Annotated in this window: 13 protein-coding genes and 2 pseudogenes; 7 read left to right on the forward strand and 8 right to left on the reverse strand. The window is 57.5% G+C overall.

Annotated elements, in window-relative coordinates; translation table 11 throughout:
• The 5 genes and pseudogenes from AS026_RS09565 to AS026_RS09585 form a co-directional block, all read left to right on the forward strand.
• Positions 1–240 (forward strand): annotated as a pseudogene (locus AS026_RS09565) (hypothetical protein); the annotation flags it as partial.
• Positions 241–321: 81 nt separating this feature from the next.
• The gene (locus AS026_RS09570) at positions 322–1,419 is read left to right on the forward strand and encodes an endonuclease/exonuclease/phosphatase family protein (protein ID WP_062369543.1); all 1,098 of its coding nucleotides are present in this window, start codon (positions 322–324) and stop codon (positions 1,417–1,419) included.
• Positions 1,420–1,437: 18 nt separating this feature from the next.
• Positions 1,438–2,469 carry a heparin lyase I family protein gene (locus AS026_RS09575; protein ID WP_245307409.1) on the forward strand — a complete coding sequence of 344 codons (1,032 nt, stop codon included), beginning with the start codon at positions 1,438–1,440 and terminating at the stop codon, positions 2,467–2,469.
• An 81-nt stretch (positions 2,470–2,550) separates the two neighbouring features.
• Entirely contained in the window at positions 2,551–3,066 is a 516-nt protein-coding gene (locus tag AS026_RS09580) for an LBP/BPI/CETP family protein (RefSeq protein ID WP_062369541.1), read from the forward strand.
• A 29-nt stretch (positions 3,067–3,095) separates the two neighbouring features.
• Positions 3,096–3,701 carry a hypothetical protein gene (locus AS026_RS09585; protein WP_245307410.1) on the forward strand — a complete coding sequence of 202 codons (606 nt, stop codon included), beginning with the start codon at positions 3,096–3,098 and terminating at the stop codon, positions 3,699–3,701.
• A 965-nt stretch (positions 3,702–4,666) separates the two neighbouring features.
• Here the strand turns inward: AS026_RS09585 and AS026_RS09590 are convergent.
• Positions 4,667–6,019, reverse strand: a complete 1,353-nt coding sequence (locus AS026_RS09590) for an AAA family ATPase (protein ID WP_062369544.1) — start codon at positions 6,017–6,019, stop codon at positions 4,667–4,669.
• On the reverse strand, positions 6,019–7,131 hold the full coding sequence (locus AS026_RS09595; protein ID WP_062369545.1) for a hypothetical protein: 1,113 nt from the start codon (positions 7,129–7,131) through the stop codon (positions 6,019–6,021). Before AS026_RS09595 ends, AS026_RS09590 begins: the two co-directional genes overlap by 1 nt.
• A 641-nt stretch (positions 7,132–7,772) precedes the next feature.
• Between AS026_RS09595 and AS026_RS09600 the strand changes: the two genes are divergently transcribed.
• Both AS026_RS09600 and AS026_RS09605 read left to right on the forward strand, forming a co-directional pair.
• Positions 7,773–8,783, forward strand: a complete 1,011-nt coding sequence (locus tag AS026_RS09600; protein ID WP_063805918.1) for an AAA family ATPase — start codon at positions 7,773–7,775, stop codon at positions 8,781–8,783.
• A 3-nt stretch (positions 8,784–8,786) separates the two neighbouring features.
• The gene (locus AS026_RS09605; protein ID WP_062369546.1) at positions 8,787–11,267 is read left to right on the forward strand and encodes a S8 family peptidase; all 2,481 of its coding nucleotides are present in this window, start codon (positions 8,787–8,789) and stop codon (positions 11,265–11,267) included.
• Positions 11,268–11,472: 205 nt separating this feature from the next.
• Here AS026_RS09605 and AS026_RS09610 read toward each other — a convergent pair whose 3' ends face one another.
• The 6 genes and pseudogenes from AS026_RS09610 to AS026_RS09635 form a co-directional block, all read right to left on the reverse strand.
• Entirely contained in the window at positions 11,473–12,549 is a 1,077-nt protein-coding gene (locus tag AS026_RS09610) for a hypothetical protein (RefSeq protein WP_062369547.1), read from the reverse strand.
• A gap of 2,029 nt (positions 12,550–14,578) precedes the next feature.
• Positions 14,579–14,880 (reverse strand): annotated as a pseudogene (locus AS026_RS39585) (transposase); the annotation flags it as partial.
• 104 nt (positions 14,881–14,984) lie between these two features.
• Positions 14,985–17,573 (reverse strand): DEAD/DEAH box helicase, encoded by a 2,589-nt coding sequence (locus AS026_RS09620; protein ID WP_062369548.1) that lies wholly within the window; start codon positions 17,571–17,573, stop codon positions 14,985–14,987.
• Between the two features lie 144 nt (positions 17,574–17,717).
• A complete protein-coding gene (locus AS026_RS42270) occupies positions 17,718–20,633 on the reverse strand; it encodes a hypothetical protein (protein WP_062369549.1) in 2,916 nt (971 codons plus the stop codon).
• 107 nt (positions 20,634–20,740) lie between these two features.
• Positions 20,741–22,183: a protein kinase domain-containing protein gene (locus AS026_RS09630; protein WP_062369550.1), complete on the reverse strand. Its 1,443-nt coding sequence runs from the start codon at positions 22,181–22,183 to the stop codon at positions 20,741–20,743.
• A gap of 104 nt (positions 22,184–22,287) precedes the next feature.
• Positions 22,288–23,263 (reverse strand): RHE_PE00001 family protein (locus AS026_RS09635; protein WP_062369553.1); only part of this gene is annotated, 976 nt, incomplete at its 5' end.

The raw sequence follows: 23,263 nt of genomic DNA on the forward strand, positions 1-23,263 counted from the left end.
CCGATCACCGGTCGTGGGGGCGGCATGGGGCGGCTGACGATCCCATCGGCGCGCGGCCCGCTGAACCTGACGGGGATAAAGGATTTCGTGCGGGTGCGCGGTGGAGCCTACCTGTTCATGCCAAGCAGGAGTGCCGTTCGGTTCCTCGCCCGCATTGAGCAAGGACCCGACGCTGAAATGCCGCCCCCGCGCGAAGACAAGCTCAATGAAGAACGGTCGTTGCTGAGCACGAAAGACTGAGGGCAAAGCGTCCGACGACGTGCACCTTGCAGATGTGGATGGCGACATGCCGCGTGAATGACCAAGATCTCGGAGGGAAAAATGCTGGGACGTTTGATATGTGTAGCGCTTTTCGGAATGGCCGCGCCGATCCAGGCCGTGGCGGCGGATTTCACACTCGGCAACTGGAACATTCAAACGCTGGTCTACCCCGGCGACCCCAAGACCGTTTTTCCCGATGATCATATCCGCACGCAGCAGGATTACGCCGACCTCAGACACTGGCGTGACGCTGTATCCGCAGATGTCCTGTTTCTACAAGAGGTCACAAGCCCGTCTGCGCTGGACGCGGTTTTTCCAGTGGCCGAAGGTTGGGAGCATTGCATCAGTGGCCAATTTGCGGAAGCCGAGGGCCAGAATATCGCTCCAGTTTGTACCAAGAATGGCATGACCGCTGTCAAGCCGACGACTGCGACGCGCGTTCAATACCCGGCAGTGGCCTTGCGGCCGAACTCACAGCTGAAGATCATTTCTGCGGCAGATTATAAACCGCTCGATGTCACCTTTGACGACAACGGAACGATCCGCCGGATCCGGTGGGGCCTGGACGTCACGATCCAATCACCGGGCGGCTCGACGGTGCGGGTGCTTGATGTTCATCTCAAGAGTGGCTGCTTCGACGACTTTATCAGTTTCAAACTCTGGAACACTGATCCGGCAACTGGACAGCCAGCCAGCCGGGCATGCGATACCTTGGGACAGCAGATGTATCCGCTTCGCAAATGGATCGAGGCGCGCGAAACCGCGGGTGAAGCGTGGATGATTGTCGGTGACTTTAATCGCCGCCTCGACGCGCAGCCGGGTGCGATCCCCGATGAAGTTTGGATTGCACTGAGCGGCTATAGCGCCGACAAGACCGGTCACGACAGGGATCCGCGGTCGGATGCTCAACTCTTCCGGCAGCCCTATGAAAACATGTCGACATGTTGGCGCGAATTCCGCCAGCCGAACCCATCCGGCATCGCCAACCCCGACGACTATAACATTCTTCCCATCGAGTTCTTCCTCTACGGCACCCGGGCCGCAGCCATGATCGTGCCGGAATCGGAAAAGCAATTTCCCTGGCCCAACCCGACGCCGGGCGACAAGGTGCGCCTCTCCGATCACTGCCCCAGCAGTCTAGCCATCAAGATGAACTAGGAGGACCGGCCATTGAAAATGCAACTGAGTTATGCGCTGGCCGTCATGCTGATTGCGGGCGCTCCGAATGCGAATGCGGCGTCGCCGACCGTCCGAGACGAGTTCGATGCCACGAGCGTGTCCGACAACTGGTTTTCATGCGGTCGGGACGAAAACAGGTTCTCCTTCGGCAAAATCCCGGATGAGGCAAGGTCAGCGGCAACACAGATCGTCAGGGCGCTGCCGCAAAATAATGTGCTGGCCTTTGCCTGGCATCCCAAAGGATGCGCGCGTGAAGACGGCACCTACGATCGCGATGGCAGCGAACGCTCGGAACTGTGGGAAGCGGAGAAGGTTCTGGCGCCGATGGGCACCGACATTTGGTACCGTTTCGACATGTTCGTCGATGCAAGCATCACGCCGACCACAGGACGATTTGTGATCGGACAATGGAAACAAACAAACTCCCCGCAAGACGCTCCTATCCTTGCCCAGCGTTTCAACGGCCGAGCTTTCACCGTCTCCATCGAACAGGATAACGCCGATCCGAACCGTGACCCGAAGAACGTCCTTTGCCGCGTTTTCATCGCCTCGCAGGAGACCGCGCCGGTCGAACCCGGATTCGGCAATGCACATACGCTCGTCAAGCCGGCGCAACTCTTCTCGTTGATGAAAAACCAGATGCTGTCGGTCGGCCATGACGCCGAGGATCTCGCCCATGGAGCAGCCCCGTTGTCGCTCCCGGGCCTGACCGGCTGTGCGCAAGGGTTGTCGGTCACCCGCTATAATTCGCTACCCGATCCGTTCGGCAAATGGACGACGATGGTTTATCACCTGCGTCTGGTCTCCGACAAAACAGGTCTGATTGAAATCTGGGCTGACGGGAAAAAGATCTCCAAAACCGAGGGCGTTATCGGCTTTAAGCCCTTTCTCGCGAAGGAGCGCGAATATTTCAAATTCGGCTCATATCGCAACCACGCCGAGTTCGAAACGGTAACGCGCCTCGATCACTTCATCCGCAGCGAGCGGAAGGAGGATGTCGATCCAGACGGTACGCTCGCGCCGCCCTGACCGACGACGAACTGGCGCAGGGCCGTGGGCCATGCGCCAAGAACAAAAGCATATCCACGGATCGATGGAAGGAGAGTTAGCATGAACCCGCGAGGGCTGACGGCTATGGCCACACCGAACAAACCTGTATCGCCTGGACCATCCGGACTCTGGCGAGTTTTTCTCGTCACTTCCGTGTTGCTGGCCCTATCGTCGTCTGCGGAGGCCGGAAACGCCCTCGAGAATGCGATAGAGAAAGCCCAGCCTTGCCAGTCGCTAAAGGTAAAGACTGGGCTGTTCAGCATCGGTGTGGACAAATTCGAGAAAGTCGAAATCGAAGAATTCGCCGTCGACGTGAAAGGGGATCTTGCGACAGCAAGAGCCATAGGTTCACTGACTTGCCGCACATCGGACGCTGCGGCCCTGAAAGGTAACGTCTCGGCCCGACTTAGTTTCGACGCGGAAATGAACCTCACCACCTGCGTGGTGAGCCGCCGAGACATCAAGCTTCTTTCCGCTGGTGGGACATTCGGCGACGTCGTGAAGGCGCTTGGCGAGCAGATTTCTCAATCACTTGGCGATGGCCTGTCCAACGAGGCCAAGAAATTGTGCGAGTAGCACGTGCGACAGCAAGAGGGGAACGGTAAATGAGCGAAACATCTGCGGGAGATGCCGGAACGTTCCTAAAGGATCCAGTCGTCCGGCTTGCCCTCATTACTCTGGCGGGTCTTGTTCTAGCCCTATGGATCGCACGCGCGCCCACGAGCTATACCGGCAAGCTCCCGTTGATCGGCGACTATATTCCTCTCAAACTGAATGCCGTGTACTTCATCATTCTTGGTCCGATGCTTGCGTCTTTGGTCGCAGGTGCTTTGTGGTTCCAGGCGGCCCGTCCCGGAAAGGTGCACTCTGATAGGCTGCTATCTGGGAATGGCGGTCGCGATGCAATCGCGCTTTTGATCATCTTTGCCCTTATCGTTCTCGTCTCTGCTGCGTTGTCACTGCAGTATTTCCTCATTCTGGCGCCGGCGGAGCTGTGTTCAACGCGGCCGCACTACGACTTCCTCTGGACGAATATATCGGGACCAACGCGCATCACCCACTGCATGAGCGGCACCGAGGAAATAAACAAGGAAGCGCCTTATTATTTCGAGCCGCAGATCCTCCAATCGTGGGGACATGTCCTATGGCCTGTTCTGACAACGTGTCTGCTCATCGGCACATGGCGTTCATGGCGCAGGACAGCTCGTTGACAGCGATAGGTTGCCTAGGAGGAGATGTAATCCCTTCGGCGAAATCAAGCATGCGGTTAGCATGCTCCACTGGTCGAGATCGATGGAAACTCTGCAACTGCGGCAAGCACGGATGCTGAGAAACGATTGCCGCCCTGCCCTGATTGCGTCGAAAAGCGGCTCGACTGGGCTTGGCTAACCCCGAGAGTGTCACCTGCCTAAGGGTCGGAGCCTGCCGACAGTCTATTGGACCGCTTCACACGAAACGTAGCGTTCGGGATCCTCAACCTGCAACGGGCCCTGTCCCTCAATCTTATGGCCTGAACGGCAACATCGCAGGCGGTGGCGCTGTCGCTGCCGAGCGCGTCAGATAGCATGTCGAGCGGTTGGTCAAAAGCGGCGAACCAGAATTTCCATTGCGGTGAGTGGTTTGTGCGAAGGTCAGACGGCGCTGCGCGCCTGTTTTTTTTCCCGACCGGTTCAAATTGGTCATCTAGTGGACATGGCAAAGAGCGACCGGTGTACTGGCAACAGGCCCCCTGTCGTCCACGCTCGGATCAACGAGCGCGCCCGCTACTTGCCTTTCATGATAGCTGTCATTTGGATCTCGACGACTGCGCCTCCTGGCAATCATATTACCCCTACAGCCGCCCGGGTGCCGATCCCTCCTTGACCCAGCTCCGCCAATAGCGGAATCAGCGATGCGTGAATGCCCGATGTAATCTACGCTCGCTGCAACGAACACCGTCAGATTGAGTATTCCATCGATTTGCTCACCGCTTCCAAGGAGACCTCGCGCAGCGGCAAGCGCATTTGAAGAAGCGAGCTCGACCGCCTGTTGATAGTGCTCAATGTGCCGGCGGCCTATGTAGCGGATGGCTCCTGACTATCGCTTGTGCGGCCGAGAGCCTCGAAAAGAGCCCGCAAGTCTGGGTCACTGACTGCCCATCGGTTCGGATCGTCTCTTCCCAAGCAATTCGCGTAGGTCAGGACGATCCGCGCGGACAGAGCATCATACTCCGCGATCTTTTCGCCGAAGTCGGACAGCGGACCCCATTCAGCGATCCTTGTGATGAGCTCGATGGCCAAACCTCTCCAGAAGACCCCATCTCTTTGCGCATAGGAGGTGCAGATGCTGGGCTATCGTTGTGGACTGCGTTTGCGGTTGTATCGACTGCCTCGCGGATTTCATCGGATACGGGACCCTCAAGTATGGTACCAAGTAGAAGAACGATGTCATGCCGCTCGTCGGCACCGAGGACCGTCTGGCGATAGAAGCTCACGAAGAACCGGTCGGCAAAGGACGCAAGCTTTGCTCGGCCGCTCGGCGCCGACTCCTCTCTCAGAAGATGCTTGCGCCGCATTTCCGAAAACGGTTGGGCGATCAGCGATTGCTGAACCCCAAGCCGGCGTGCAAGATCGGACTGAGAGACGGGTTCGCCATGAGCGATCATGTCGTGCATGCAGTTCGCCGCACGTTGGCCAAGATCGGCTAGAATGAACTCGTAGGCGCCTGCATAGTATCGCTGGTAATCAGCGATGACGAAGCGCAAACCCTGTTTGACATTTTGCGCATAGGTGCGGGCAAGCACATTCACGGCCTTCGGAGTGCGGTCCGTCAGCAGAAACAGAAAGCGCAACAGGCGCTCCTCGCCCACCTGCCGTCCTTGCGAAAATCGCGCGTCGAACAGTGCCTCCGCGTTTGTCATTGCGATCTCACCGAGGGAAACGGCATGGAATATCCCAAACAGCGGATCGCCTGGCTCACTGTCGATGCCGCCGGTGTCGGACGTTGTCACCAGCATCACCCGACTTTCCGCGCGATCCAGCCAATTGCGAAGCTTGGCCTGAGCACCGTGGCTCGAAAAGGCGCGGCGAAGGAGACCGGGAAAATCTTCCGCGACAAGGATCAACAACCGCTGCTTTCGGCTGCGGGCCGTGAATGCCTTGTCAAGCTTCGCGGTGACTTCCTCCCAGGTGCCGGCTGGTTTGACGGCCTCTCCTTCGAGCTGCGCGTAGACCTCGTTGATGAAGTCTTCTGGAGACTGGATGTGAGGCTGGAACTGCGGTAGCCGCACGACCTTGCCGGGAAAGGTCGTCGTTCCAAGCAGGCTTGCGAAGGCGTGCGTCAAGAATGTCTTGCCTGAGCCAGGCCTGCCGACAATCACCATATGCTGCATCGGTCCGGTGGGGCGAGCGGCATTCTCGCGGGCCTCCGACACCACCTGTTCGACAGCGTCAAGATGAAACATCGGGGGCGCCATTGCGCGCTGACCCGGACCGGAAAAGTTATAGAGGTCGCGATAGGCTTTCAGGAATTCGACGACATCGCTCTGCATCAGTCGGACCGCCAGGCGGAAACCAGACCGGACGCATAAGCGACGCCGCGTGACCGCGAGGAGCTTACAAATCCGTCGGACTGGAGGAAATCCAAGAGTTCTCGGCCTGTCTGATCGTCGCCTTGCTGGCTTTGCGCGCTCAGGATCTGGATGGCCTTGTCAAACTCGATCTTGCCGTCTGAGGCTTTGGCAATCTCCTTGAACAGGCGGGCGGCGCGTTCCCGCTCAGGCTCGTCATAGCGTGAGAAACGCCGGTCGAACTGGCTATAATATTTCTCCTCGAGCGCATCTTCGATTTTCTCGCGAAGATCTCCATTCAGCGCTGACAGAGAGGCGTCGGACGCGTATTTGATTTTGCTATAGGCGAGTTGGATGACGCCGGGAAAGTAGGCGGGCAGGAGCTCAAGCAACGAGTTGGTGCAGCCGTCTTGCCAACCTTTCGGCCTGCGTGCGGCAATGCAGGCCTCGATAAGCTCACGCGCATCCCCTTCCTGCATTTCCTCGATCGTGACGGGGTCGCAATCATTAAGGTGTTCATCGTCGATCCCGTACTCGCGACGCAGCCACGGCATCGAAAAGGAACCGCACAGCGCCATTGCTACGCCAACGTCGTCCGACCGCCAGTGGCGAAGGATCGCCAGGAACTTGTTCAGGCGGGCGACGACCTTTGGCTGGTCACCAGGATCAGCCGCTTTGAGCGCATTCAGGAAGAGAAGCGGCAGCTCATCGAAAATTATGATCGGGCGCTCTTGCTTGTCGAGGGCTGCGAGCTCGGAACCAATCTGCTCGAATAATGCCTCCGCGTAGTCGTCGACGTCGCTGTCGGCAACTGAATCGATCTTGCTCTTGATGATCGAGGTGACTTTTGCCTTGATGTTGGCAGGAAGAAAGTCCGTCTTTTCAGCCCACTTGGTGATCTTTGCGACCGGCCCATTATTTTCTGCGAGGGCCTTCAGAAGAGCAGCAAGAGTTCCGGCAAGCGTGTCGTGCTTCTGCAGATCAATCCAAAGCACTGTTTTGCCGGATGCGCGTAGGCGCTCCCTGGTCTCGGCGATCAGCGATGACTTGCCGATCCGCCTCAATCCAAAAACCGATACGGATGTCCCATCCAATAAGCGATCGACAATCTCGTCTGGATCCGGCCGTGCGCCGGGCCCAATAAGTCGTCGCCAAATTTGTGTGTTCCGTAGCCAGGCTTGAACTTCTGCGTGTGTGCTGCCATCGCAACTAGTCCTTCTCTATGCAGACTGCTGCATATCTCTCCCGCTGCATATCAAATGCTGGACTAGCTTTAGTATGCAGACAGGAAGATATCAAGCCATATGCATAGTTGAAGACCGCGGCCCGATCTGCAGGGGCAAGGCTTAAACAGGTTCGAGGGCGCACGACTCGACGCATTTGTGGAACCCTCCGCAAAGCCAGATCACGGCATGGGGCGGCTTGCGTGGCGCTAACCTTGAAGGGGTTCGAACCTTCGACCCGTGCATCCATCTAAATGAAGGCCCTGGCTACAAATGATAAACAGCTTCGCTTGCAACATGGTCAATGTTCCTAATATGTTCTGAGCTTGGTCGTCGGGAACCTTGTTGGACGGCTCGAATTTGATGAAGGATTACCTGCTACGTCACCAAGCCGCGCCGTGCCGAGTAAGGAAATATTGTTGCTTTCATCGCACGATCCCAGTGTGGATGACCTCCGCCACCGCCTTATATTGCCGCCCGGTTTTGTATTAGGATGGCTCAACGAAGAGAGAATGACCGTGTCGAACGCCAAGCAAATCCTTGCCATGTTGCGAAGTCGCGCTGAGGGCGACGACGACCTATTTTTCTCGATTGCTCTCCAGATTGCCGCATCCGAGGCCCGTCAGGGACACAAGACCACGGCTGATGAAATGCGAGCCGAGGTTGACAAGGCCCGGGCCCGCAAATCCCGAGGAGCAAGTGTTGCCATTCCGCTCGGGGCGCCTCGAGGCGACCTCGAAGGACTTCTCGAGCTTCGCGAGCCACGCTTCAAGCTGAAGGACATGGTTCTGGCGCCGGGATTGCTCGACAATCTCGAAGATATGATCCGGCAGCAGAGGAAGCGTGACTGGCTGCGGGAACATGGCCGCACGCCTAATCGCCGGGTTTTGTTCGTCGGGCCGCCTGGATCGGGCAAGACGATGTCCTCAGAAGCGCTGGCCGGCGAGCTCAACCTGCCATATTACGTGATCCGGCTGGAAGGGCTCATCACCCGCTATATGGGCGAGACCGCAGCAAAGCTCAGGCTAGTTTTCGACGAAACCGCAAAACGCCGCGGCGTCTACCTCTTTGACGAATTCGACGCGGTTGGTGCTCATCGAACGTCGACGAACGATGTCGCCGAGATGCGCCGAGTCCTCAACTCATTCCTGCAATTCATGGAAGAGGGCAATTCGACGGACAGCCTCATTGTTTGTTCAACCAATCACCCCTCGCTTCTCGATCGAGCGCTGTTGCGTCGATACGATCTGGTCCTTGAGTTTGAAGCGCCGACAGCCGACCAGATCAAGCAAATCATCGCCAACAACCTCAAGCCGATGTCATCGGCCAGGCTCGGCTGGACGAAAATCGTCAAGGCAGCCGACGGTCTCAGCCAATCCGAAATCGTCCGCGCGGCCGATGATGCAGTCAAGACCGCGATCCTTGATGAACGCAAGACGATTGCAACCGAGGACGTCGTGCAACGTCTTAACCAGCGTCGGGAGATGCGCGACGCTTTCCTCGATGAGAAGCGTGTACACTGACCGATGGCAGGCCGATTCACGCTTCCCCACATTGATGTTTCGGCGCTCCATACCGCAAGCCCCTATACCGGCACAGGTAGCGGCGGTTCGAGCGTGCCGCGCATCCGTGCGGAGCACGGGCGCAAACTCCGCAATGAACTGGATGTCGCGCTTGCCGCAATTACCGAACTCAGGGGTGCAGATCCTAGACTTGAACCTGCCGCAGGCGGATACATCGAAGTTGAGTTGCGACCCGGTACCAGTGCCGACGTCCTGGAATGGAAGAAGCAGGGCATACGCCCGGGGGCGACGAAGGACCGCGATAACGTGCGCACGGTGGCGCTCTACGTTCCGGACAATGCGCAAGAAGCCATCCAGCAGATCCTCGATGACTATCTGTCAGGTCCCCTCTCCCCGAAGGGAAATCCGCCGAACGCCAGCCGCGTGGAGAAAATCGAGGAGATCAGGCGCGCACGCCTTGAAGTCTTCTGGACCGACGACCCTAGTGCCCTGCCCGACAACCCTCAGCATCTGATGTGGTGGGCGATCTGGGCGCATCGCGATAATGAGGTGGCCGTCGAAGACGTCTGCCACAGGCTCTCTCTGCGTGCCGCCTCCGCCGACCGCCGGCTTTATTTCCCGGAAGCGGTCGTCATCCCCGTGCTCGCGCGCCGCGCCGCGATTGAGTTGATGACCTTCGCGACCGGCGTCGTCAGCGAGCTCCGACGCGCGAGCGACAATCCGGTGTTCTTCCTTGAAGACGCCCAGGAAAGCCAGAACGAATGGGTCGACGATCTCGCTGGACGTATCGTCTGGCCTGGAAACGAGGTTCCTGCCGTCTGCGTCATGGATACGGGAGTCAATCGCGGCCACTCGCTGATCGAGCCGGCACTTGCGTCAGCCGACCAGCACGCAATCGACCGTGACTGGGGCGTCGACGATCATCATAGCCATGGCACGGCTATGGCAGGCCTGGCCCTGCACGGGGATTTGACGGCCGCACTATCCGATCGGTCCGAGCGACGGCTGAACCATCGACTGGAATCAGTGAAGCTCCTGCCGCCGCAGGATATGGACCCGAACGATCCGCACTCCTACGGCGTGATCAGCCAGACCGCGGTATCGCTGGCAGAAATCGCTGCACCCGAGAGAAGCCGGGTATTCTGTATGGCGGTGACGAACGACAATGTTTCCGGTGCCCGGCCATCGACCTGGAGCGCTGCGATCGACCAAGCCGCGGCCGGCACGATGAATGGAGACGACGACGACGCTCCGAAACGGTTATTCGTCATTTCTGCCGGCAACGTCCCAGCCGAGATCGAATACGCTCGGATTTCCCCGCAGGACGATTACCCCGCCGAAGATCCGAGTCAGGCTTGGAACGCCATCACCGTCGGCGGATACACCGATCTCAATCAGATCTCCGACGCGGGCTACGAAGATTGGTCGTGCCTTGCCGGCCCCGGGGAACTCAGCCCTTACAGCCGCACGAGCGTCAATTGGGCTCACGCCCGCGCGCCGATCAAGCCGGAAGTGGTCCTGGAGGCCGGTAATCGCGCACTCAGCCCGGCCCGCCGAGAGGTTCTCAGCCTAGATTCACTGTCACTTCTAACCACATCGCCGACGACCGGCGCAAGCGCCCTCACAGCGTTTCAGGCGACGAGCGCTGCGACCGCACAAGCCGCGCGCATGGTCGCAAGGCTCACGGCCGAGCACCCAAACTATTGGCCGGAAACCATCAGAGCGCTTGTCATTCATAGCGCCGAATGGACCGAACCAATGCTTGAGCAGTTGAACAGTCCTGCGGGAAAGAAGGACCGGTACCCGCTGATGAGGCGGTTCGGCTATGGGGTACCTGATTTCGACCGCGCGTCGGCTTCGGCGCAGGACCATCTGGCGCTGATCGCTCAGACCGCTATCCAGCCGTTCCGGTTGAAGGGGCAGCGGGAATTCAACGAGTGCCATTATTACCAGCTCCCGCTGCCGGCTGCGATCCTGGAGGATCTGCAGAACACCGTGGTCGAGCTGAAGGTCACGCTGTCATACTTCGTGGATCCCAATCCGGGGTTCTCGGCCAATGTCGATCCACAGCGCTACCAATCCTTCGGCCTGCGCTTCGACCTACAGCGCCGAGGCGAGCTTGCCGAACGCTTCAAGCAGCGGGTCAATGCCGCAGAGCGCGAAGATGGTGCGCGGGCGCCAAGTCATGCCGACGATGCCCGATGGATGTTTGGCCCGGGCAGCATTTCGGCAGGCTCCCTGCATTGCGACGTTTGGTCAGGGCCTGCCATCGAGCTGTTGAGCCGTGAGCTGTTGTGCGTGAAGCCGGTTGTAGGCTGGTGGCGCAATCGAGCCGCCAAGGATATCGTCAATCGCAAGACACGCTATTCGTTGGTCGTGACGTTGAAGGCTCCAGGCGTCGAGGTTGATCTCTATAGTGGCGTGATCGCCGCGAAGGCTCGCATTGAGACGACGGTCGCAGCAGAAACAGATATCCTGGTCTAGTCTCGCGACAGGAGCTCATAGCCCGACGGCCCGCTTATTACGAAATTCCCTCCGCGCGAAATTCGTAGGCGAGCCAAGAACTTGGTCCGGCTGGATTGACTGAACTGCGGCCGACACCGAACCACCCAAGCTCTGGGAGATCGGACGGCACTCTCTTCCACACGAGATCAGCGGGCATGCGAGCAAAAATCGCAATTGCGGCCAATTACGATGCCTTTCGCTTCTTTGTTCCAACCGAAACGGTGAGATCAAGATCGACCTCGTCCTCATCGGACTGAAACTTTCTCCACGCCGCCCATGCCTTTTCATTAGTATGGTGTAGATCTACTTCAAGATAGGCTTTACGAATTCGCGCTATCAATTCATCTAAGGCGCGGCGCATTTTCCGTCGGGCCTTGTCGATGTCGTCCCAGTCGTCCTGTTGTTCTTTGCGTAAAGGTGCATCCATCGGGTTTGAAAACACCTGTACTTCGTAGTTGGCGGTATGATGGTAGCGGTCATCGTGTGACATCGCGCGTCGCCACCCAGAAGAAAGCTTACCGATCGCTTTTCGTATGGCGGGGTCGTAGACGTAAAAAAGGCTGTTGGTTACGATTGCTGTGAAGCGATCACTGAACCACGCTGCCTTGAATGTCGTTTTGTACGGAAGTTCGTCAATGTAATCGTCCATTGTCGGCAAGTGGATGTTGGACATCAGCCAGGTGATGTTTCGCACATCGTGATCATGTTGGATTTTTTCCTTCGTCAGCCCCTTCAGCTGTGCGGGTCGTTTAGGATCGCCCGCAATGATCATGTCCATCGCCGTCTTCAAGAAATCCGCCAATGCCTTCCGCTCCGCGGCGCCGCCGGTTTCCGAAAAGCTGTAAGGATGTGCCCGATGCTGTGCAAAATCAAAGGGCATGTCGTCCGGAAAGACGCCGTGGGCGGTATTGAAAAGCAGGATGACGCGGTCCCAGCCAAGGTGTGCGACTGCAAATCCCAATTCGTGCGTCACGTTCGGATTGGGACAAGGCCGAGACGCCTGTCGCGGAGTGATCGTTGTGATATCAGCGATGAAAATATCACACGCTTCGATCTTTTCCATGATTTTTCCCGCGATGTTCGGGCTGCCGGGGACGTTTCGCGTCGCCTCATCCCTTTCAACCTTGATCGAAGGGCTGGCAGCGCTGATCGCCTCGCAAGCGCTTTTGAGGGCGTCCCGGATGGCATTCAGGTTGGTCTTTTTGGGGCTATCGCTCTGCCAGGAGTAAAACGCTTTGAGCCTTGTGGTGGACTTCGCCATTTTTCTGCTTCTAAGGGTGTTGTCGGCGCGTATTGGGATTACGCGCGTCGCCTAGATTTATTGTATCCTCATACACCAGGATAAGGGGATTCCAACCAGCGATCCTGTTGTTATGAAGGCCCCGATCACCAATCTGCTGTAGTGGACCCGCCGCTAGGAAGGTCCTTGACTTCGACCGATCCGTGCATTCAGAAGTCGTCTATGGATGAAGGCATCCGACGGATCAAAAATGACGCTCGACATTCGCGGAAGTTTGAAGAACACCAAGATCAGCTCGGACGGATACGTTGTCCTCGAAGAACTGATTTCCAATTCCATTGACGCCTTTCTGATTAGGCAACATTTGGACCCCTCGAAACGGAACCTCAATGTATCTATCGAGGTCGACGTCATCGCATCCGGACTTCTCGGCGACAGTTCGGACATCTCGATAACCTGCACCGACAATGGATGCGGCTTCGGCGATGATCAGACCGAGGCCTTTCTCACCAAGGACACGTCCTACAAGGATGACCTCTCGATCGCGGGGATTGGGAAGTGCAAGGGGGCCGGCCGCATCCAGTATTTCCATCACTTCGAGATGGTCGGCATTCGGAGCACCTATCGCCGCGAAGAGGATCTTCTCACCCGCACCCTTCCACTTGCGGCAGGAAGGAAGAAGATCGACCTTGCCGACTTCGTCGTGACCGACGCCAACGCTGATGAAATAGGTACTACCATCCGGCTCGAGAGCCTCAAACAGGCACCCCGCACGCGGCTCTACAAGTCTGAACCGCTCGGCGAGATCTTCTCGGCGGCGAACATGCGGCGCAACATGCTGATCGCGTTCCTGCAGCGGTTGGTCAGCCTAAAGCCGCAACTGGGCGACTTCGTGATCAAATTCAAAACTCGGTACCCGGAAGGCCGTATTGACCGGAGCAGTCTGAGCGCTGCCGACCTGCCGGACGTGACTGTCGTCAAGCTGGCCGAGGTGGAGGAGCGTGATCCCCGGTCGGGCAGCCCACTGGGAAAGGCGAAGCAGTTTACTCTCTCCCACTACCAGCTTGACGCGAAAACCTACGACCTGCCGCGTAACGCCATCTCGTTCTGCGCCAGATCATCGCCTGTGCTCGATATTACCAAGCGCTACTTGCGCACTGCAGCCGAACAAAACCGCCCAGTCGAAGGGTTCCACAATATCGTGCTGGTTGAGGGGGATGTTCTCGATAAGCGCGTAAACGAGCAGCGCGACGGTTTCGACGACATCCCCGAGGAGATCCCAGGGGACGATCTCTTCACCGACGAAACTGTGTCCTTCGACGGGATCTTCGACCAAATCGATCCAATTATTGAGGAAATGGTCACCCCGTCGGGCTGGAGCAAGGAAGACGTCATCAAGGACGTGACCGACAAATTCGGCGTCATCCCGGCGATGCTGACCGACACCGACACGAGGGTCGTCTATGGGGACAGCGCGAAGACCGTTGCGGAACGCGTGCTGAAAAAGTATCAGGAGCGCATAATCGCCGATACAGCGGAAATCTTCGACCTTAGGGCGGAAATCGAGAAGGCCGAGCCGCACTCCGCAGACTTCAGGCACAAGATCCACGAGCTTTCCTGGAAATACACGTCGTCGCTCAAGACATTTGACATGGCCAACCTGTCGCAGCTCGTGGTGCGGCGGGCCGGGATAGTCGAGATCCTCGAGCTGGCCTGCAATCGCGAACTCGCCGTCCAGACGGTGTCGGAGGGCCAGCGCCGTAAGGATGAGCAAATCATCCACAGCATCTTCTTTCCAATGAAGAAGGACACCCACGAGACGTCGGATCACGACATCTGGCTGCTGAGCGAGGAATATCAATATTACGACTACATCGCGTCGGATAAACCGCTGGCCCAGATTGAGTGCAAGGAAGGCGAGAAGCTCTTCGATGCTGATATCGACACCGAGATGGCCACGACCCTGCGCCGCCGTGCTGACGAGAACGCCGCCATGCGGCCGGATATTGCGATCTTTGGCAAGGAAGGCTCCGCGATCATCATTGAATTCAAGGCGCCGGGCGTCGTTCCGCTTTGCTGCGGGCGTCACCACTTCTTTCCCAAAAGGTCTTTCAAAGCAGCATTGTCGAGCATGGCATCCGCCAGAAGCCGTTTCAGCTTCGTGTTCTCGTCTTCCAGCGTCTTCAGCCGCTTGGCTTCGGATACGTCCATGCCGCCGAACTTGGCTTTCCATTTATAGATGCTGGCATCGCTGACACCGTGCTTGCGGCAAAGCTCCGAGACCGGCGTGCCAGCCTCGTGCTCCTTCAGAATGCCGATGATCTGTTCGTCTGTGAAACGATTGCGCTTCATTCCCTGGTCCTCTCAATGGGCCAGAGCTTACTTCAAAATGGATTATTTCAACGGGGCAAGGTCAGCATTGCCGGCGGACGGATTCGTGTGCTCCATGCTCGCCCTCACAGAACGCTCTGCAAAATGCCACTCGCGATCCGTCCTTTTAGCCATTCGTGGATCTGATCGGCTCCCATCCCCGCCTGTTCAAAACGCTCCGCAGCGTTTGCCCGCCAGACTAAGTCACCAGGCTGACCGAAGGTACGTCTCAGTTCCCGAAGCGTGCGCAGCGCCTGTCCCGCCCATGTCCGAAACGACTCTATTTCCCAAAGGGAGACTGTGTGAAGATGCGGAATTGCTCCTGACTTGGCCTTCGTTACAGGTGTTACGAGCACCGGTACGATCGTCGCATTCTCTGGCAGCGCAACATGGTCTCTGATCCAGTTTGGGTGCGAGAAGGCCTGGCGGGCCTTCGTAGCGTCGAGCACATCGTTAGTCGCCCCGGCATGATCCTCGAACACAAGGCACAAGTCGTCTGCCGCCCACCAGGGATCGGGTGAAGCGTCGACCTCTCGCTTGCCTGCGACAAAGCCGAGCATCTCACCTAATCGGACCTGCGCGTGTTCAAATCCGTCCTTTGAAGCGAGGCCTTGCAGGATCTCTTGCTCGCGTTTGTTGAAATCGCGATCAGTAACCGTACCGAGGCGTTCCAGTACACCTTCCACTCGCTCAATCTGCCGGAGAAGCCGAGGGCTGCGACCAATGTGCGGCTCATCGACCGCTTGATACCGCGCCAATTTCACCAACCACGGTAGATCCGAAGCCGCACGCTTTGCATGATTGAAGTGACTGCGTGCCTTGACGCCCAACGATGCGATGCCCGCTCGCTCTCCATACCAGGCAGCCGATCCGGCAAGATAATGCCAAAGCGCCCGGTAGCCTCGTAAGTCCGGATCAGTCAGTCCACCCAAGACGGCTTCCGCAGCCTCGACGGCGCCTTCAAAATCGCTCTGCCAGAGCCGATTCTGGTACTCGATTTCACGACCAACGATCGCTTGTAGTTCGGCAAGTGCCGGAAAAGGTTGCTGCACGGCCATAGCGCGCTTCGCAAGGATATCGTTGTTTGCGGCACCCCAACGGGCATCATTTGCAAGAAAAATATCGAAGTTCTCGATAATGTCGGTCATCGTAGTGCCGGCCGACTGCTCGTTGCCAAACTCAAGTTCAGCTTGGAGTTCGGGATGAAAATGGACGCGCCGCCGTCGATCAGCCAGGTAATCAGGCAGCTCTTCGCCAGAGACGACGGCTGCCGAATAGTCCTGAAGCGAGCGGGTGCAGCGCCCGATTGCTTGAAGGACACGCGTCTGTACGCGATCGTTAAACAGCTGCGATGCTCCCATCCGGAGCATAATAAAGCGCTCCTGAAGATTGGCGGCTCGAGGAAGTCCCTCGATGAAAAGCAGGCGGCAGTCGTTACCGGGAAAGTCGATGCCGTCATAGCGGTTGGCGATTACTGCCACGGCCTGAGGCGTTGCGACGAACGGTTGTTTCGATTCCTCAATGTCGTCTGCTGTGAACGTCGCGAAACCGAGGTTCGTTCTCACCTCTTCCCTAATCTCGTCGGCTTGCTGATCGCTCGGCACAAGTACGAGACTTCGTCCAGCACGGCGCATTAGGTGCTGACGCAATGCCGAGACGTCATCGGCTTCAAGTGAACTATCGGGAAAAATAAAGAAGCGACGTCCGATCCCCTGCCGATCCCACCCTTCGGGAACCTGAAGACGTTTTATCGTCCGTCGGCCGGTTAATCGCTCCAGATCGCCTCCTGCTCCCAGTGTCGCGGACATGAAGATGCGCTGCCGCGCATTTTGATAAGGAGCGTGTTGCCACGTCGGTGCCAGCAGGGGACGAATGAGAAATTCGGTGGAAGAAATGTAAATCTGGCATGCGTGGAGATGGCTGCGGATCATTGACCACGACCACCTGAGGTCAAGGTCCTCAGCATGCGCATCAATGACCGCTGTCAGCTCATCTCGAATCTCAGCAAATATCGGGGTCGGAAGCTTGTCTACCCAACGTCGGTCCTCTGGATTACTATCCCATCGTCCCCACAGGCGTGAGAAGTCAAACGGGTCCAGATGCGGGCGCAGCACGCCTGTGAGCGCTTCAAAAAGAATACGGTGCTGCGATTTTGTCCGCTGTATTCGAACCGTCCACATTTCACCGATGTAGTTTTCAGCAGCATGTGCATCGTCGATGACGATGACGTCGGGGTTAGAGAAGAACGGATTCGTGTTGAAGAGCGAGTTGTACGTCGTCACTGCGACACGATCGGCGTTCTGATACTCGGCGCGGGCGTGCGCATCGTATTCTCGCTTGCTCCCGGTGAACGCGCTGATCGTCAGCCCGTACTGGGTGCGGGCCTGCTCCACGACTTGATTCACAAGTTGCCTGGTGGGGCACAGATAAACGACCCGTTCTCTGAATTTGCGCCGGCGCCATTCAGCAATCATTAGGCCGACCAGCGTTTTACCACTTCCCGTTGGCAGCTGCAGCGCAACATCAGGATCGGCGATGGCTTGCGTTGCATAGCTCCGCATAATTTCGCCTTGATGTAGCAAAACACCGGGGATGGTTCGGCGGGGCAGCGTGAGAAGAATCTCTTCCGGACTCGCCGGAACGATTTCAGCCGGGGCAGCGCTTTTGAATGCCATTGTATGTCCTCCTACCACTCCCGCCTTTATCTCAACTCAAAGTGGGTGGCTAGCGGACCCGGCGTTTTTCGGCGAACTCATTTCTGGATGCAGAATACCGTGGGGAACCATATTCCAGAATCAACCCGATAGGCTTTGGTCCGGCTATACTTGCGTCAGCTTTCGTTCGATGGCTTCCCAATCTAGTCGCATATCATCAGGGAGATCCATGCTCCTGAGGCCGTAACGCGCTACGAGAAATTCTTCCATTTCATCGTACATCGCACATTCAGGCCAGTGCAGCTCCCAACTTCCCGCAAAGGCGCCAACAAAGGCCTTTGAGTAATTTTCGATGTTGAACGCAGAAAATGTCTCTGCCGACAAAGCATCACTGGGCTGCTCGACAAACTCCATCGCGCGCTGGGCCTGTTCGCCGATTTCCGGTGTCATGCGCTCGGGCGAAAATCCCCTCGCCGCGACAGCAATGTTATTCAGCACACTGAGGATTTCCCAGTCGGTCCTGCCCTCTTGGTGCAGGATCAGGAGGCGGCTCAAAAATTCCCGATCGTCCATCGCTCTATCGAGCGTGAATCTGAGCGCACGCCGCGCCCAGTCGTATCGCCTTCGAATATCTTCTTCCGCACGCGCTTGAACGAAATTCGGGCCGGGTCCGCCAAACCAGTCGACCCTCCTTCCAGCTCGACACTTGAACGACCTATCGGGGTCGAGTGGCGATGTCGCGAGCCGCGTCGCTTCGTCGAAGATCGCGGACGGCATAAACTCGCGATAGAGTTCGCAATAGGGTCGCCCTACGAACAACGCATCAAGTGGATCACGGTCGAAAGCCTCCATCAGTGCCGCATCATCAAGCACGGAGCAGGCACGCATGGCCGTGCCAAAGACGACCATGGCATCAATGGACTGTTCAGGACCGCGATCAACATCCGATACGGAGATACGCAATGAGCGATCCTCAGGTGTCGGCCCAGTAACCCTTACTCCTTGCATAGCGCTATCGCCGATCGAGACATGGAGTTCGATTGAGCATGGCACGAGACCTTGATCCCGATCCGCCATCGCGCAGGCGATCAGCTGCAGTTCGCTGATCAGCTGCTCTGCATGCGGCGTGGTGCGATAGTCGTTGGCAAAGTGACAGGACCATTCGAGGCCGAGAGCCTGCCAGCGGACGCATCGTTCTTGTCCAAGGTCCCCGAAGGGACGGTCAAGGAGTGCCTCCTCCAGCTCGGCCCAGGCCTCGTCCCACGTTCCATTCACCCAGAACCCATCTTTTGCAGCCGCCGCTTCGATAATTGGGACTCTGATTGGCTCAGGCCAGATTGAGATCGTCGGATCGAGTGCCGTCCGGGCACTGGGATTGCCTCTTCCTAGAAATCCGAGCAGAGCCGCCAGCTGGCCGAAGTTTTGCGAGAGCTCAGGATGGCGCTCCATTTCGAGCGGGCGGTCATCGTTGCGCACGTGGCTATCGAGATAGAGCGGCAGAAGCTGAAGAAATCCGAAGGAATTTCCAGCCGCCTCCTCTGCATTGACGAGCGCCATCAAACATTCTGGCTCAAGCTGACGCATTTCGCCATGCGGCTCGTAACGAGCGAGAAATGCGCCGACCATGGCATGATATTTCCCGGCATAGGCAAGACCGAGGCGACAATATTGCTCCGACAGAAGGAGCAGGATGCGCACTACTGATCCCATCATCTCTCCCGAGAACCATTTCGCCTTCGCAGCGTGAAGAACGCGTATCGCCGCTGTGGCCTCGTCGCGTTCGATGAGCGATAGGGCCCGGTCGACGGCTTTCTTTCCAGCTGCAGCAGTTCCAGCGCGCGACGCGAACATATCCTCGACACGGTTCGCCAGATCCTCCAAAGCTTTGTCGCTTCCGTAAGTTCCGACGATTTTGATAATGTAATCGGCAAAGGACTCGAGCGGAAAGAGAGGCGCCTCCTCGACGTAATCGAGCATGCTCTGCCATCGTTGCAAAGCATCAGAAAGTTCGGGCGTGCTGCCAGGTTTCTTCGGTGTAAGCTCTAGCATCCCAAGAATATTGAGGAGTCCGGCGCGCTGACCCGGTCCATTGGCAACGGCGAAACAGGTCTCAAGTGCTTGCTCGATTTTGACCCGCCACTGATAAAGATCGGTGCCATCCGCATGATAGTTCCCAAGCCAAAAAGCTCCAAAACTATAGATCAACAGGGTAGTTGCGTCCGTTAAATCCCCGATCGAGAGGAATTCGTCGAGGTCGCCGAAATAGTCAGCCAAGTGATCCGCTTGGTCGGACAGATCGTTGCGTCCGCGTAGACTAGCAACTGCGATCTCATATAAGGCCGACCGCAGCAAGCCGCGTGGCGCCTCTTTGCAAAGGAAACTTTCCATCTGGCGGAGCCAGAAGCCTAGATCCGGACGCGCGTCTGGATCGAAGGTTGCCTTGCGCAAGCCGGACTTCACCGCGACGAAGTCGGCCATGCTGATTGGGATTACGCTACGGTTCGCCCACTCTCGCTTGTGTTGCAGATAACCCTCGTCACGACTTACGACTGGGAAAAATTCAGCAGGAACTTTGAGATATTCTTCCGCGACCCAGAAAAGGTCCGGCTCGGTCAGCAACTCTGCGAGGGTATTGCCATCAAATATCTGCAGATCAAAACCCTTGTCCTTTGCTTCGGCGATAAGCTTGTGTCGCTTGCCAACAGGGACATTTGCTTCACAAAACACCACCAATTCGTCGATACCGCCGCCCACGGAGATAGTCTCCATGTCTTTTCTGATTTTAGGCTCGATTTTCTTTTCCAGTGTGCAGGCAAACGCGACAACCCGCGCGCCCGAGGCGTGATTTGCGAATGCCGAGCCTGGGTCCCGACCGACCGCAAGATAGGTACGAAACGTCTCGAAATCTTTGCCGCCATCACCGCCGGCGCTCACCGGTCCAGTCGCTGGAAGAATGTTGCTGTAGAGCCTTGCCCGTGCGACATGCCGGGCCAGATGCTCAAATTGGTGGTGGGCGTTCTGAGGCGACAATTCGCTGAGATGGAAGCGCAGCATCGCTGCAAGTTTGGCGGGATTGGTCATACAGACAACTTATCAGGGAATTCGCCCAAGAAAAGCTTGTCCATGGGCGTCATGAGCCAACAATTTCGTTAACTAGATCACAGAACTGGCGAGGCTGTCGTCCGGTCTCAGTTCGTTAGTATACTGCGTCCTCTGGAGGCATTTCGCCTCATGTACTCCCTGAATTCGTCCGCTTTCATCTGCTCGTGTCGGGCGTCATAGGTGGAGTTATCCTGATTGTATGGGGAGCTCGTGCTGAAAAACACGAAGCTTCCCCTGAGATAGCGCGTGATACTCCTTGAGCCCGCCGGCAATTCACGTTCGCTCTCTTCACGATAGTCCACGACGTCAGGATGCGCGTATTGCCCCGGGTTCAGCTCTGACAGATATTCGTAGTAGTCGCCGGCCTCGACAGGATAATAACCGGTTGGTTCGACAGGAGCCGCTTCGAGGCGGAGATAGTCCCACTTCGGATCTTGTCTGAAAGAAACGAAGGAGAGCGTCGCTGGCTTAAGCAAAGTCACGAATCCCGTGTGAAGCTCAATAAAACCGAGTTCGGGCGCACGTCGGACCTCCTCGATCGTCATGCCCCCTCCACTTGGAAAAAACATATGGTTCAGGCCCGGGACCCGACCAATCTCGTTGAGGATATCAACGACTGCGTCCACGTCCGTCCAAACTGCTTCTTCGGGCGTTTGCCGAGGGAAGAACTTTTGAGCAAACTCCGCCCATTGGTTCGCATTCTGTAGCGCACGGTCATCGATCACTCTCAGCCAATACCGAAGTCTATCAACAACCTCCCCCATTTTGGGTCGAGCAACAGGAACATGCTGGGTGCAATCACTGAGTAGGACATCCAACGTTGTGGTGTACTGTCCAGGCAAATAATTTTGCAGTCCCACGCTCGAATCCGCGGCGTACGGACCATCGAAGCCTAAACCCTTGCCAGTCAAAAAAATCCAAAGGGTCTTGGCGAAGGAGAAAACGTCCGCAGGCAGCCCATCAGCTTCCCCTGCTTCTCTACGCATTTCTGGCGCCATTGTGAATTTGGCGCCGACGTCGCGCCGTTCAGGTGTAATTGGAGTCAAGTCTGGATATTTGACGAGACCGAAATCTGAGAAACACAGCCGACCGTTCAAGGCCAGGAGGTTCTGCGGTTTTATATCCCGGTGCGCATATTTCTTTGCGTGAAGCACCGCGAGGGTCTCACCCAGACGCACAAATTCGGCGACGATCGACTTTGCATCGGCGTTTCTGAAAAATGCCACGCTGGTTTCGGCCACCGGCATGGCATACCAGGGACGAGAACCTTTTCCTTCCGGAAATTCGGAATCCAAAATCGGGATGATCCCTTCCAGGTTGCCAAGTTCCCGTAGAGCCGTGATCTCGTTGCGGAATCTGGAAAGGGGCTCCTTCCCAAGATTATGGAGTATCTTTATCGCCGCGACGGCTCGACTTTCAGGGTCACGAGCGATCCACACGTCGGCGTTCCCTCCGCCATCGATACGTTTCATCAATCTCCACTTACCATATTGACCGCCCGGTTGCGGTTGCCCCGACTTCAAACTCATTTTTTCTTCCTACGATCGTCAGAGGGTTGGGCATAGCAGAGGTCACTTGGTCATTCGCAATGTGGACTGCAAATTCTTCCCGGGTTTTAGATCGGCACGCTCTCTCATAGCACCCCCCATGCCCGAAACCTCCCCCTCCCCGTCATCTCCCTGAGGCCGAGCTCCGACACGATCCGCCGCGCCGCCTGCGGCGTGACATCCAGCGTCTTCGCCACCATGCCGGCCGACACCAATGGCTTCGCTATTACCAGCTCGACCAGCTCCGGCAATTTTGAAGACGTCCGCCGCCCATCGAGTTTTCGCTCCATGAGTGTTCGGGCCAGTGAAAGCCGGTCCTGCTCCTTCAGGCCGATCTCGGCGGCCGCGATCAGCCCGTGGGCAATGGCGACCAACCGGGTTTCGCTATGACGATGTCTGCGCCGATCGACGGCAATGGTTTTCAGGCCGAGATTGATCGCCGCCAGGTGGGCTCCGGTGGTGACGCCGGCCTGGCGCAGGATCGAGGCAGCCAGCAGTCGGCCGAGCCAAGGCGCATGCTGCAGCACAGACAATTCGTTCCAGGCATCGAGGGCGACGATCGCCTGCAGCACCGCCGGCAAGTCTTGCGCCTGCCGCACGACGCTGCGCCATTCCTCCAGCCGCGCATCCTCATCCCAGTCGAGATCGTAGATCATCGGATCTTTCTCTTGTGCGCTGGCACGGCCGGGCCGTATTGCGTTCTCGATCGCCGCCTCCGACCGGGCGAGCACCGCATCGATGGCGGCATAGTCGACACCGGGAAGGCCTTCGCCACCGCCAGCACCGCCCCCGTCCCCTATCGGCTCGACACCGACAGGCTGCTTGGCGCCGGTCGCCTCCGCCGCGTCAACGTCGGCCGGCATGATCTCCGACGTCTGCCGCAGCGTCCGAAGACCGTCGGTGGAAAAAGCCCAGCCGGACTGTTGGGTGGCGATTCGCCGGCGCGTGCGCAGCACGTCGCGGGCGATTGTCAGCTCATGGGTTGGTGTGCGAATATCGCGCGTGTCGTCGTGCAGGACGAGATCTTCCAGGTGGACGAGTTCGCCGTCGATCCACAACGAG

It is taken from the genome of Rhizobium altiplani (genome assembly GCF_001542405.1).
GTDB classification, from domain to species: domain Bacteria; phylum Pseudomonadota; class Alphaproteobacteria; order Rhizobiales; family Rhizobiaceae; genus Rhizobium; species Rhizobium altiplani.